The 14,873-nt window shown below is 57.6% G+C and carries 3 protein-coding genes; all 3 read right to left on the bottom strand.

The features are described from left to right. Window positions 1-406: 406 nt before the first annotated feature. The gene (locus tag EPZ47_RS07695; RefSeq protein ID WP_135844241.1) at window positions 407-1,108 is read right to left on the bottom strand and encodes a transposase; all 702 of its coding nucleotides are present in this window, start codon (window positions 1,106-1,108) and stop codon (window positions 407-409) included. A gap of 377 nt (window positions 1,109-1,485) precedes the next feature. Then, on the bottom strand, window positions 1,486-1,941 hold the full coding sequence (locus EPZ47_RS07685) for a hypothetical protein (RefSeq protein ID WP_135844240.1): 456 nt from the start codon (window positions 1,939-1,941) through the stop codon (window positions 1,486-1,488). Next, on the bottom strand, window positions 1,938-14,852 hold the full coding sequence (locus EPZ47_RS07680; protein ID WP_238346716.1) for a two-partner secretion domain-containing protein: 12,915 nt from the start codon (window positions 14,850-14,852) through the stop codon (window positions 1,938-1,940). Before EPZ47_RS07680 ends, EPZ47_RS07685 begins: the two co-directional genes overlap by 4 nt. Between the last annotated feature and the right edge of the window lie 21 nt (window positions 14,853-14,873).

Raw genomic sequence — 14,873 nt, 5'->3', positions numbered from 1 at the left:
AATTTTTGCTCGGAGGTTACAGTTACGACTGCCAAAATGTCAGACAAACCCCATATTCATCGAGAAGATCATCAGCAATTTCAAACTGAAACACCTTCTCCGGAAAGCAATCCGATAACGCCTTCCTCCAATACCTGGTGATCTGCTCGGCAAATATATGACAAAGGCGATAATCCTCCTCCGACAGACCAACCTTAAATACTGGCCTACCCGGCGCATCTTCCCACTTTGAAAAGAACTGATTTATTGAAAAAATATTTTTGTATCGTTCAACGTCTCTACGTGATGCACTTTGTTCCAACACACCAGCTTCAGTCTCGACCAACCCCTTCAAAGGAAATTTTTGCGGGTCGTATTGCTGAGCGTTAGGCAGCCAGGAAAAAGGGGACGGAAAAAGGGGACAGATTTATTTTTCCAAATCAATCCTTGGCCTACCCTGCCCTCGTTGCTCTATTCGTACACCAACAATCCGCTCCACCTTGTCCACAAAACGGCTCGTCCCCGTTAACTGACCTCGTTGCAAAGCATCGCGAATCAATCTGATCTCATCCGTTGGAACGGCTTGGCGTACGAACGTCTCATACCGACGACAACGCTCCGCAGTTGTATTACCCAGAGCAACAAAGCATGGATCAGCATCCAGCCAATGGCCGTCTGGCACATTACCTACCCGGGCTCGATAGCTCGACCATGGGTAATCCGCAGCATCAGCCACCATACGAGCCCGTACAGGATTCAGCTCGATGTAACGGCAACAGGCAAGCAAGTAAGAATCCGACTGCACCACACTGGATTTGTAACGGCTTTCCCATAAAGTGCCTGAACGCCCCTCCAACCGATTGCGGTAGCGCGTCGCACGTGCCGCCAGAGCCTTCATCAACTGCCCCAACCCAGCGACCGACTCCCCAGGAGCCAGCAACAGATGAACATGATTGGTCATCAGGCAATAGGCGTAGACCTTTACGCCAAATGCATCCTTAAGCTCACGCAGATCCGTGAGGTAGCGTTGATAATCCTCAGCGACAGCAAACACCACCTGACGGTTATGACCGCGTTGTACGATATGGTGTGGGTAATTCGCTATAACAATACGTCCCATCCTGGGCATATTTGATTCCTCCTCCGTGGAAGCTTTCAGCGTAGCAAAGAATCAAAAAATAAATCTGTCCCCTTTTCCGAAAAAGATAATCATCATCCGAGAAAAAACAAGCCGATCGATTATTCCCTCGTTGAATTAGATGCAAAGGTACGCCGGGTATCAAGACACGTGCTCTGCGTGGCATATATGGAGAGTCCTTTCATATAAGTCGAGCCAAAAGCTTAGTCAACTCAAGAAAAGACATCACCTCTTTCTATTTCCTACTGTTTCAGTCAGTAAAAACACATCACAGAAAACGTGGTCTACCCCCGTTTTCTCCCCTCTTTTTCTGGCCCCCTTTTTCTGAAATAGGTTTACACCTTTTTCAGAACTAAACACATTTAAAATCATCCACCCTCACTAAAAACTTGTCGAATATGCTCTGTTAGGCCTACCAAATCGTCGTAAGCAGTTACCCCAAACTTCGGTTCATATTCAGCAAAATACTCATCCGGGGCGAGCCCCAGCTTTAAAGCCTCCTCGCCAATCTCTCTGACTCTGCGCGGCTTTATTGTCCAGTTTCTTCCTGACAATCCATCTCTCTTATGTTCAATCAAACTCCAAGAAACTTTCCCAAGATAGTTCTCTACTGCCAACCTCAGTTTCGCTATAACCACATCACTCTCAACTACAAATCTAAATGAAATATAGGGTGGATATCCACTGCGGTCTACTTTCTGAAAACGATTTGCGACCCGAATCTCTGGGTACCGCTGTTGATATTTCCGCCACTCAAGCGGGCTGACCTCATAGAGCACATTTAATAACTCCCCCTCAGGCGCCGTAATCTTATGCACAGTCATTTTAGCCCCTTTAACTTATTAGAAATGGTGATCCCATCAGGATTCATTCCTTTAATATGTTTCTCCCAGTCGCCCTTAGGAACTGGGTTAGAGGACAAGCGAGGATCATAGACATAGCGACCATCTGTATATACTTGATGATAAAACTGCCCTGACTCTTGCGCACCATTTTCATATAAATTCAAATTACCAGCCTGACTCGGCCGGACCTCTATAATTCTCCCCCTACCACCCGCAGCTTCGAAAAGCTTAATAGCAATCTCAGAACAATCGGTTCCATCACATCCCACCATATTTTTGATTTTTGTACTCTCCATCGCGTCAACAACAGATTGGTTTGGTGGATACTCCGGATTAACAGGTCGGAATGGGCGGTCCATTCCTGGTGGTATGAACTCGTCTATCTTTTCACCGGCTCCGCTACCAGTAGAACCACCTGTTCCACCTTTAGAGCCATTTCCAGCAGTTCCTTGCGTGTCAGGAGTAGTCCCTCGCGGGGTATCTTTAACCGGATGAGTATAAGGCATCCCCGCCTCAGCATCCGGCCCCCCAAGCGGCGTGCTGCCGTTCTTGCCCGTAGAAGCTCCCGTACGTATGGCCTTAGCTTCGGTGAATTTATCCAAAGCCGCCTGAACCCTAGGCGAAAGCCCTCCTTCGCCAGCACCAGCTCCACGCGCGCCGCCGGAGGTCGGTATGACCAGCGCAGCCACGCTTGTTGCGTTTTCCCATTGGTCAGTGACCTTGGCCAGGTTCGTCAGATCATCCAATGCCCGCTCAGTCAATGTGTCCTTGTACTGCGTGCAGGTCGCCGTCGTGCAATTGAGGTCATTCAGTGCGGTCAGCCCGCCCTGGATCGAGGTCAGCAAGGATTTCGCAAATGCACCACTGACGGCCTTCTCTGACCAATCGGTGATTTGGTCACTGATCTCTTGATACTTGCCCCCATTCCAAGCGTTTTTCTGACAAGTCTCGCTGCTACCACAGGCATTCATGTCCCCGACAAAGTCACTCATGTCATGGTGGTTGAGGTTGTTGTACTGGGTCGCATTGCCGGCCACATACGAGCCGGTCTGCAGACTATTCGCGTCATCGCCAGCCACGGCGGCAGCGGCCACTACGCCTAGCAGTTGCGAGGACATCAGCATCAGGTGATCGCGGTACTCCGGATTCATCTGGGCCGACATCCGCCGCAACTGGTTGGCGAACGCCTCATTCACACCCGCCGCCATCGCACCGACAGCAAAGTCGCTGCCGGACGCTTCGGCGATCATGCCGCCTACCAAGGCGTGCAGGGCGATCTTCTCCGGACTGCCGGTCTTCAGGCCGCTGAGATTACCTACCTGATTGAAGGAATACGCTGCCAAGGTGTTGTAGACCGTCGACTGCAGGATGCTCGCCAACGTAACGTCTCGACCGAAAGCTTTGGCGATCGCAGCAGCAGATGCGTTGTTGATCAACTGCTGACCCGCAAAATGGCCGACGGCTTCGATCGATCCTAAGTCAATCACCGTCTTGCCATTGACCTGCTTGGTCATGGTCATATCGCCAAGATATTTATCGGCCACACCGGCAGTGATAGTCGCGATAGCCGCGTCGGTAAGGCCGTCTTTGCTGACCACCGCTTTCAACCCGGCACCCAGGTCGCCGTTGTTGTTGATGGTCGCAACCGCACCGGTGGTTGCCAGGCTGGCCGCACCTGCCAGAGTGGCACCGCTCAGGCCCGCGCCAGCAGGGCCGAGCAGAACCGTCATCAAAATGGCGACTATCATCTGCGCGGCAGGCCCCATACCGGAGTTCGAGTATTTGAAGCTGGTATGGATCTCCTGCACCTGCCGCCAGTCAACACCGCCCTGCGCATCAAGCTCCTTGAGCCACGCCAGTTTTGGATCGGCCTTGGCCATCGCATCGATGGATTCGCTGACCGTCTGCTTGTTGACCTGCAGCACGTCCGCATGAATCTTGCCCACCGCGCTGATGACCAAGTCGCCTTGAGCGGTCAGTTCGCTCTGGCGTAGCGTTTCGTCGGTGCGACCTTTGCCCTTCATGCTGAACCAAGCGGCGCTAGACTTGCTTTTCTCGTGACTCTCCTGATGCAGGTCCTTCACGCCCTCGAAGGTAATCGAGTCGCCGCTTTGTAAGGTCAGGTCATTGCCACTGTTCAGCTTGGCGACCTGATAACGCTGATCCTCACCGGAAACCAATGTCAGATCGCCCCCAGTGTTGATCTCACTCCCCACATGAGTCACCTTGGTTAGCTCATCACGCCGGCTTTGTTTCTTCCCCCAACTGCCCTTCTTCTTTTTCTCATACAGCGAATAATCGCTGTCTTGCGCAGCCAGAAGTGCCAGGTTTTCGCCAGCAACTAGGTATGCTTCGTCACCGGCGCTGACGCGACTGGAGATGAGCGCCATGTCTTTTCCGGCACTCATCTCCACATCACCACCAGCGCTGATGGCGCTGCCGATCTGTTTGACGTGGTCTTTCTGGGACGTGACCTTTTTCGATTTGTTGTAATAGTGTGATTCGTTGGCGCCGGAAGAAACTGTCATGTTCTCTGTAGCGGCCAGCGCAACATTGCGATCAGCGCTGATCAGGCTGGCGATGGCGTTGAAATCTCGGCCGGCGTTTACAATGACGTCCCGGCCGGCGTCAACGCTAGAACCCAACTGTGTAATCGAACTTCTGCGAATGCCTCCCGTACTGGAACTTTGCTGTTGAGCCGAGACGATATCGACATCCTGTCCGGCATCGATTCGGGTATCACGACCGCTGATCATGACACTGCCAACGTTCTTGAAGTCCTGACCAGCACCTATGGTCAAGTCATTGGCGGCCTCGATGCGCGAGGCGCTGTCCGCGTAATCCCTTAGTTGAGTTCGGCCTTTATTGCTGAGGGTGGCAGTGGTGATCGTGCGTTCATTGATCACATCCCCAACCATCGCATTCATGCTGATGTCACGCCCGGCAATAATGCCGCCGGATTTATTGACGATGTTGTTGCCTCCCAACATGTCGAGACGGTTTCCGGCTTCAATCAGCCCGCTGTTGACGAGACTCTCGCCGGCGGATGCGGACAGATTACTGGTGGCCCGAAGCGTGCCGGCGTTTTCCAGATCCTTACCGGCGATCAACGTAACGTTTTGGCCGGCAATCAACGCGCCGTTGGGTGCCAAGCGGTTGTCTGCCTGTGCCAGGTACAGCACGGGTACCAAGACTTTTTCACCGTTTACCTCATGCTCCTCAAGCCAGACGATGTCGTGGGTCAATGCGGCAACTTGTTGGGCGGTGAGGGTGACGCCCATCGACAGGTTGAGGGTGTCTTTGCTGGCGATGGCGTTGTTCATCAGGTACTTGAACATCGCATCGTCGGAGGTCTGGCCGTCGATGAAACGTTGGCCGGTGCGGGCTACGACGGCTTGTTGGATGAGTCTTTGCTCGAACAGGCCGTCGCCCAGGCGCTTGGCGCTGGTGTCGGCGTCGTAGCCGAGTTTCGTCAGCAGATAATCCGAGCTGGTGAATGACTTGAGGTTGGTAAGGACCGGATTGGTCTCGATCAAGTATTTATGTGTCGTTGAGGTAACAGCCGTACTCGGCAGCCCCGTCACCCGCGCCACCGTTTGGCCTGTGACAGGCACTGGTGCGCTTACCGAGGCGTCGATCGGCGGAGTGCCCGAAGTGTCCAACGCAATGTCGGCGCCACGGGTGACGGTGCTGTCAAGGGAATGCCCTGGCAGTTGCGGCGTGCCGGGGGATGAGTCCGTTGGGGCGGTGACCTGAATGGCGGACGCGCCGGCGGTGACGCCGCCGCTGTCACGATTCAACAACTGCACCTGTCGTTCGGCGGCGGAAACCTGGGTGACATCGGTGATCTGGATGTCGCGCACATTGGCGGTTGGGGTGGAGGTCGATCGATTCAATGCGCTCACGCTGGCGCCGCCGATCGTCCAGTTCTGCGACACGGCCGGCGTCTGGGACACTGACGCGTCGCTGGCGCCCTGCCCGCTCAGCCGGAACAGGCCATTTTGCCCGGTGGGGAGGCTGAAGCCGGGGAGTGTCAGAGGGTTTACTTGTTGTTGAGCCAAGTCCGGTGGGAGTTGGCTGTTCAGGGTCACGACCGTGGTTTTGCCTGAGCCTGAGGCGGCGGTTGTGGTGTTGCGGGACGAAGTGGTTATGCCGGTGGAGAACGGGCGCTCCACGCCGTTGGTGATTTTGTTTGTTGCGGTAATGGAAACGTTGCCGCCGGCTTGGATGATGGCTGGGGCAAAATTGTCGGATGCGGTGGAAGTAAAAACCTCCTGTTTGAATGGGTTGAGGCTCTTTATAAAGTCTGGTAGCTCCGCACGACTGCCAGCTGCAAACTCAGACTGTCCAAATATAATTGCCGACGATGTATTCCAACCCGCCGCGAGCAAAAACACCACCGGACCGATAACCTGATAAGTTTCTTTATCCGGATTCTTGGAGCCAGTACGCAGAACATCAGAATAAACTGAGGATTCAGTACCTGCTGCGTTCCAGAAACGCAGATCTTCCTTGTAACCCGCGTCGTTACGTATATTGTAATTTACAACCTCCCTCATTCTCTCCAAAGAAATATTATCTTCAGCAAAATATTGGTAGCTTGTATAGTCACCCAGAGCCGCGCCTGTATTTTCAAACTCACTTACTGCTACATCTACATCACCTCCAACACTCACAAGTGAATTTGAATTGGAGAAAGAGGATCCCTTAACGGTCAGATTTCTTCCTGCACTCAACGAAGCCGCTTTAGCCGTCGCATCTCCCGAAAGCTTAACTCGATATTGTTGTAGATAAACCAAATATAAAGAAGGTTGCCGATCTGTCCAATAACGTGGAATCGAATCACAGCTATAGCAGCGCACCCCCAACGCCGACGAATACAACTCCACCTCAGTCTTAAAATCCCCCCGCTTATTAATAATCGAATCCGCATTAATAGAAAAATCCAGCCCACTCTCCATGGTGCCCGAATCATTTTCCATCAACGCCGCCCGTCCACCCAGGTCATTGCGCGCTACATCAATGTTCTCTAGCGCATAAACATCCGACTTACGGTTGGTGAAACTCCCCACCCGCAGCTTCATGTCCCCACCGCTGAACAAAAAGCCACCTTGATCGTTCAGCAAGGTCGAAGCCGTCAGTTTCAATCCATCCGCACCGGCAACCGTCCCATAGTTATTAATGGTGCCCGCAGTGATATTCAGCGCACCCGCCGACGTCATCCGCCCGTAGTTGTTCAGGCTGCCCAGGCCACCGCGCCCACCGATCGTCGTGGTCCCGCCACCGGTGATACTCGCCACGCTACTCAAGTCGATCGCAGCGGCGTCTACGGTCATGTCGCCCAGGCTGGTGACTCGGCCATTGCCGCTATACCGCCCGGTCAGTTGCAAGCCCATGCCACCATCACTGGCGATCAACCCGTTGTTAACCCAGTTCCCGCCCTTGCCTTCCAGTTGCGTCGAAGCCAGCAGTTGCCCGGTCTCGGTCTGGGTGAAGTTGTTGACGTCGACAGTCAGCCGTCCGGCCTGGATGACACTGGTGTTGGTCCAGGTGTCGGCTTTTAGCGTCAAGCCGCCGCGGGTGACGATGTCGCCGCCGGCACCGGTGACGTTGGCCAGGGAGATGTCGAACGTGCCGTCGCCCAGATGCAGTAATTGGCCGCTGCTGTTGAGGAAGCTGTTGGCAGCCAGTGTCAGGTTGGTGTTGGCGGTTTCCAGCTTGCCGTTGCGGTTGTCGAAGAGGCTGCCGATCTGGAAGTCGGTTTTGCCAGCGCCTCCTAGGGCACGCAGTTGGCCGGTCTGGTTATCGAGGCTTGCAGCGCTGACCACCAAGGTGCTGTCGCTTTCCAGAATGCCGCCACGGTTGGTCAGGGCGCCGTCCAGATCCAAACTGATCGAGTGGCCGGCGATCTGGCCGGCGGTGTTGTCCAGGCTGGCACCGGTGCCGGTGACCTTGATCAGGCCAGAGGCGTAGAGACCACCACTGCGGTTGTTCAGGCTGGCCGTGTCGATGACGATATCGCTCGCCTGCGCGGCGATTCGACCGCCGTTGTTGTTCAGCCCGGCCAAGGCGCGCAGGTCCAGACGTTGGCCTTGAATCACACCGCCCTTGTTGTTCACATCGAAGCCGTTACGCAGCACGCCCACGGTGCTCGCCTCAAGGGCGCCCTTGAGGCTGGCGAGGGTGCCGCCACGGTTGTCGATGCTGGCCGCAGTCACGCTGACATCGCCGGTTTGGGCGATGAGTTTTCCGCCCTGGTTGTCCAGGCCTGCGCGCAGTTCAAGACTCAGGCCGGTCTGGCCTTGTAGCTCGCCCTGGCCGTTGGCAAGGCTCGCGGCGTTGAGTGCAACGTCGGCCGTCTGGCTGTAGATCAGGCCGTTGGTGTGGTTCTGCACGGCTCCGGAGGCTGTGATTAGCAGCGCATTTTTCGCGGCGACGGTACCGGTATTGCTGTTGTCCAGGCCATCGGTGACCAAGGTCAACAAACCCTGGCTGGCGATCTGGCCGCCCTGGTTATTGATTTGCGTGGCGCGTTCGACCCGCAATGGGCCAACACTGGCGATTTTGCCATTGGTGTTGGTCAGGGCGCCGAGCAGATCCAGGGTCACAGCAGCGTTACCGATCAGGCTGCCGCCGATGTTGTCCAGTGTGGTGCCGGTGAAGCTCAAGGCTTTTTGCACGTTGACGGTGCCGCCGGCGTTGCCCAGGGTCATGGCGTTCATGACCAGAATGGCGCCGCTGTCGATCAGACCGCCTTGGGCGTTGTTGAGCAAACCGCCGGTGACGGTCAGGGTCTGGTCGCTGCCGCTGGAAAGAATCCCGCCGCTGCTGTTGTCCAGACTGGCGGCGCTGACAGTGAGTTTTTTCTGGCCGACCAGCGCACCGCCAGCGCTGTTGAGCAGTGCCCCGCTGAGGGTGACGCCGACGTCGCCATTGCGGCTGGAGAGTGTGCCGTTGTTGCGGTTATCAAGACTGGAACCGTTGACCTGCAGCCCTTGCCAACCAGAGATCAGGCCGTTCTGATTGATCAGGCTGGTGGCGTTGAGGCTAAGCAGGTTGCTGCTGATCAGCTTGCCGCCCGTGTTATCTAGGGTGCGTCCAGCCAGGGTGAAGCTCTGGCTGCTGGAAACTTCACCGCCCTGGTTATTCAGGTCGCGCAGGCCGTTGATGGTCAACGGACCTTTGGCGGTGATCAAGCCATTGCGATTATTCAGGTCATGGCCGCCCAGGTTCAGCGTGACGGCTTTCTCGCCCAGCAGGCGACCGCCGTTTTGCGTCAGCCCCGCCAGGGCCAAGCTCATGTCGCCCTTGGCCGAGACTTCGCCGCCGTCGCTGGAGTCCAGGGAGTCGGCGCCGAGGGTAAGGTCGCCCTGGGCATTGATCAGGCCGTTGGCGCCGTTGTTAAGCGCCATGGCATTGAGGAGCAAGGTTCCACCCGCCAGCACACTGCCACCCTGGTTGTTCAGGTCGCCGCTGTTGAGCGTGAGCAATTGCGCGGCGCTGATCAGGCCTTGAGCTTGGTTATCCAGTTGCTGATCGATCGTCAGGACGAGATTGCTACGGCTGGTGAGCGTGCCGCCGTTGTTGTTCAGGCTTTGAGCGTGAGTATCGACGCTGGCCGCACCGATCATGCCTTTGACGTTGTTCAGCGCCTGGGCGATGCGCAGGGTCAGGCCCTGGTTGCTGAGCAGCCGGCCGCCATCATTGGTGAGGTTCTTAGCCGTCAGGGTGAAGGCTTGTGCACTGGAGATTTCGCCGCCCTGGTTGTTCACGCCGTTGAGGTTTTTCAGCAGCATCGTGCCAGGGGCGTTGATCAAGCCGCTCTGGTTGTTGAGCTGGCCGTTGTTCATGTCCAGGCTCAGCGAGGTGTTGCTGAACAGTTGACCGCCCTGTTGATCCAGGCCAGAAACCGACGCGGTCAATGCGCCTTGGCTGCCGATGCGCCCGTCCTCTTGGTTGGTGACCTGGGCGGCGGTGAGGTTCAGCGTGCTGCCACTGTTGAGCCGTCCTTTCTGGCTGTTGTCGAACGCACCGGTGGTGGCGTTTACCGCGCCTTTAGCGCTGATGTTGCCCTGCTGACGATTGTCCAGTGCCGCGCTGGTGAGCAGCAACGCGCCGTCGGTGACCAGTTCGCCGCCCTGGTTGTCGAGACGCCCCAGGCTGTGCACGGTCAGGTCCGCCGCGCTGGACAGGCTGCCGCCGGTGTTGGTCAGGTTGGCGGCGCTGACATTCAGCGTGCCTTCGCTGCTGAGTTGGCCCTGGGTGTTGATCAGCTCGCGGCTCAGATTGATGCGCTGGTTCTGCTGGCTGATCAGGTAACCGCCGCTGTTGTCCAGGGAACCGCCCTCCAGGTCCAACCCGGTCTTGGCACTGAGCAGGCCTTTGGTGCGGTTGAGCAGCTTATCCACGGTCAGTTTCAGCGCTTGTCCGGCGAACACCTGGCCGCCATCGCTGTTGTCGAGGTTCTGGCTGACCAGCGTGACGTCCGCGCTGCCCGACAGTTCACCGCCACGGTTGTCGAGATCGTCAACGTTAAGATCCAGCGCTTTTGTCGCGCCGATCAAACCTGCCTGACGGTTGTCGAGACTGGCAGCCTCCAGCGTCAGGGCGTCGGTGCTGATCAGCGTGCCTTGACGGTTATCCAACGTGCCGACAGTGGCGTTGAATCCGGTCTTGCCGGCGATGCTGCCGGCGCGGTTGTCCAGGCGATCAGCGACCAGCAACAGCGCACCGTCGGCAATCAACGAGCCACGCTGGTTGTCGAGCACGGCTTCAACATTCAAGTCGAGGCGGTCACGGCTGCTGATCAGACCATCGCGGTTGTCCAGGCTGTCGCTGCGACTGTCCAGGGACGCTGCCGAGATGACGCCGCGGGCGTTGTTGAGCACTTGGGCGGTTCTCAGCATCAGGCCTTGGCTGCTCAGCAATTTACCGTCGCTGTTATCGAGGTTTTGCGTGGTCAGCGTGAAGGCTTGCTGGCTGGAGATTTCCCCGCCCTGGTTGTTGACGTTCTTGAGGTTGCTCAGCAACAACGCACCCGAGGCGTTAATCAGGCCGCCCTGGTTGTTCAACTGGCCTTGGTTCATGTCCAGGCTCAGGCTGGTGTTGCTGAACAGTTCCCCTTGCTGTTGATCCAGCCCGGTGACCGACGCGGTCAAGGCTTGGCTGCTGGCAATACGGCCTGCGGCATTGTTTACCTGTGTGGCGTTGAGCGTGAGCGTAGTGCCCGAGGTCAGGCGCCCGCCCTGGCTGTTGTTGAGGGCGCCGGTGGTGACTTGGGTCGCGGCCTTGCCCGAGATCAGGCCCTTTTGGCTGTTGTCCAGACTGGCGCTTTCGAGGGTCAGCGCGGCGTCGGTGCTGATGGAGCCACCCTGGTTGATCAACCCGCCACCACTGACGATCGACAACGTGGCGGCACTGCTCAGGTTGCCTGCGGTGTTATCGAGGCGGCCCGCGTCGACACTCAATTCCCCTTCGCTGCTGATCAAACCCTTGCTGTTCAACAGTGCGTTATCGAGCGTGATCACCAGACCGTTCAGGCTATTGAGCACGCCTTCGCTATTGTCCAGTGTGCTGCCGCTCAGGGTCATGTGGCCTTGGGCGTGAAGCAGCCCTTTGCTCTGGTTGATCAGCTCAGCGACTTTCGCTTCCAGGTCAGTGCCGGCAATGAGTTTGCCGCCATCGCTGTTGTCCAGGCGCTGGCCGCCCACCTTAAGGCCAACACCTGCGGAGAGTTCGCCCGCGCGGTTATCGATCTGCCCGACCTGCATATCCAGCGCTTTTGTGGTGCCGACCAAACCACCGTTGCGGTTATCCAGTGTGTTGCCGGTCAGGCTCAAATTGCCTTGGGCCACCAATGCACCACCCTGTTGCTGCAGGGTCTCGATAACAGCGGTGAGGTCGGTTTGGCTGGAGATACGACCGAGGCCGTTCTGTACTTCAGCGGCCTTCAAGGTCAGCACGCCAACGCTTGTCAGCAAACCCGCGCTGTTGTCCAGACGCGAGCCTTCGAAGGTGACGCTGCTTTTGCCCGCGATGACGCCGTTATCACGGTTATCCAGTTGATCGACCGTCAATTGCAGCGCCTTGTCGGCGCGCAGGCTCCCGCCACGGTTGTCGAGCGAATCGCTGTGCACGGTCAGCAGGTCATTGCCGACCAGGCGACCACCGCGGTTGTCGAGGCTGCCGGTTTGCAGGTCAAGCGCGCCTTTGGCAAGCACTTGGCCTTGGTTCTGATTGTCCAGCAAACCGCTGATGCGCGCGGTCAGGGCGCCGTCGCTGATCAACTGGCCGCCGTCGCTGTTGTTCAGGCTGGCCGCCTTGATGTCCACAGCCTTGCCCGAACCGAGCACACCATTGCGGTTGTCCAGCGCGCCGCCGAGGTCAATGTTCAAGGCGCTGTCGCCCAGTACCTGACCGTTGCTGTTAGCCAAGGCCATCGCGTTGAGCCGAGTCAGGCCCGCGCTGGAAATTTCGCCATCGAGGTTGGTCAGCGTGTCTTCGACATTTACGCTCAGGTCCGCCTCGCTGCCCAGGTTGCCGCCGCTGTTGTCCAGGTTGACAGCGCGAACTTCAAGGCCGTTTGCCGAGATCAGGCCTTTGGCGTTATTCAACGCTTGGGCAATGACCAAATCGAGACGCTGCTGGCTGATGATCGAACCGGCGCGGTTGTCCAGGCTCGTGGCATTCAGGCTGAACGCCTGGTCGCTGGAAATCTCGCCGTCGCGGTTGTTCACCGCCGCCAGGTTCTTCAACAACAGACTGCCCGGGGCGTTGATCAGCCCGCCCTGGTTATTCAACTGCCCATGGTTGAGGTCGAGGGAAAGGCTGGTGTTGCTGAACAACTGGCCGTTCTGCTGATCGAGGCCGGTGACACTGGCATTCAGGGCTTTTGCGCTGGCGATGCGGCCAGTGGCGTTATTCACCTGACCCGCCTTCAATAGCAGCGTGTCGCTGCTGATCACGCTGCCGCTGACGTTGCTCAGGGTACCCGCGCTGTCGAGGTTCAACGCACCGACGCTGGAGATCTGGCCGCCGTCGTTATTCATCTCGGCGGCTTTGACGCTGGCGGTGGTGTCGCTTTTCACGCTGCCCTGAGCATTGAGCAGTGACCCGCCCACGTTCAGATTCAGGCCTTGCTGTGCATAAAGCGAGCCCTGGCGGTTATCCAGACTCGTCGCGTTGAGGGTCAACAGGCCAGCCGATGACAACAACCCGGCCTGATTGAGCAACTGCGCCGAGATGCTTGCGGTGAGCGCGCCGTCACTGAGCAAGCGACCTGCCGTGTTATCCATCGACCCAGCATTCAGCTGGACGCTCTTGCTTGCGGTGAGACGCCCGCCCCGGTTGTTCACCTGACCACTGGCGTTGATGTCGAGCATCTGACCCGCCGCCACCAGACCTGCCACGTTATCCAGCGAGGCGACACGCAGCGTGACGTTACTCAAGCTGTTGAGTTCGCCGTTGCTGTTGTTCAGTTGCCCGACATTGGCCGTCAGGTTGCCATTGCTGCTGACGAGGCCTTGGGTGTTGAGCAGTTTATCGGCGGAGACGTTCAGCGCACCGTTACTCAGCACCCGCCCTTTGTTCTGGTTGTCCAAGGTCCCGGCTTTCACCGTGGCGGTTTGTCCGGCGCTCAGGGTGCCGCCCTGGTTGTTCAACGTTTGCGCAACGTCGGCGGTGACGTTTCGACTGGCAACGATGCTCTTGCCGCTGTTGTTCAGGTTCTGCGCCGTGAGGCTCACATCGCCCGTAGCATTGCGCGTGCTATCGGCATTGACCCCTGCCTCAATAATCCCGCTATTGCTCAGTTGCCCACCCGCACTCAGCGTGATGCTGTCCCGCGCCGCGAGGGTTTGCTGGTTGCTCAAGTTACCCTGTGTCTGGGCGTTCAGCGTGGTACCTGCGTAGACCGCTCCCTGAGCATCGAGACTGGCGGCCCTGACGTTGATGGCGCCGCTGGCCGAAGTTTCGACCATGCTCAAGTGACCATTGGCATCGAGCTGGATATCGCCGCCGCTGGCGATCAACTTGCCGTCCAGCTTCACACCGACGCCGGCCTCGGTGCCCACCAGTTTGATCGCGCCTGCGTACATGCCGCCCAAGGCGGAAGAGTCGATGGCCAGTTGTGGCTTGGCGCTGCCGTCGTCGGCATGGGCGGTCGCGTTGAGGGTATCGGCATTGACGTCGTTGCGCCCGGCGACGATGGTCAGGTTCTTGGCCTGGATCTCGGCGTTGATCTTGGCGCTGCGGGTGATGATTTCGAAGTGGTCGACGTTGTTGGCGTTGAGGCCCGCGCCTTCAATGGCAACGCTGCCTTGATCCACTTGGTAGCGGTTCAACTGGCCGTTTTCCACCACCGGTTTACCGGTGCTCAAGGTCACCTTCGGGCTGTTGATAAAACCGCAGCCATTGCAGGTGATGCCGTAGGGGTTGGCGACGATGACGTGGGCCGATTGCCCCGCCACTTCGGTGTAGCCGCGCAGCTGGCTGGGGTTGCCACCGTTGACTTCGTTGAGGATGGTGGTGGCGGCCGCGCCGTTGAGGTTCGGGTTGCCAAGGATGATCCCACCCAATTGCGTGGACTGGGTGCGGGACGTGGCGTTGTTGAGGATCACGCCGTTGCTGCCGACGTTGTAGTCCTTGAACTGGTTGTGGGACAGACCGCTGCCGTTGGGCCGGGCGATGTTGACGATGGGCACCCCATTGCCCGCCCGGTCCAGACCGGTGCCGGGTGCGCTGACCACAATGCCTTCAGCCTGGGCCCACAGTGGTTGCCAGAACATGACGTTGGCCAACAGGAACGCCAGGCCACGCTTGGGCATGCCCCAGAATTGCTCGCGAGGTTGCAGGACAGCAGAATGCAGGCGGGCGTGTTGGCGGTCGTCCATGATCAAGTCTCGTTGCGGCAG

It is taken from the genome of Pseudomonas viciae (genome assembly GCF_004786035.1).
Lineage (GTDB): Bacteria > Pseudomonadota > Gammaproteobacteria > Pseudomonadales > Pseudomonadaceae > Aquipseudomonas > Aquipseudomonas viciae.
Note: the sequence above shows the minus strand (reverse complement) of the source record. Positions and strands in the feature narration are given on the sequence as shown.

Bases quoted from the DNA above. Each gene is read 5' to 3' on its own strand.
- EPZ47_RS07685 (WP_135844240.1), bottom strand. From the start codon at position 1,941: ATGACTGTGCATAAGATTACGGCGCCTGAGGGGGAGTTATTAAATGTG.
- EPZ47_RS07680 (WP_238346716.1), bottom strand. From the start codon at position 14,852: ATGGACGACCGCCAACACGCCCGCCTGCATTCTGCTGTCCTGCAACCT.
- EPZ47_RS07695 (WP_135844241.1), bottom strand. From the start codon at position 1,108: ATGCCCAGGATGGGACGTATTGTTATAGCGAATTACCCACACCATATC.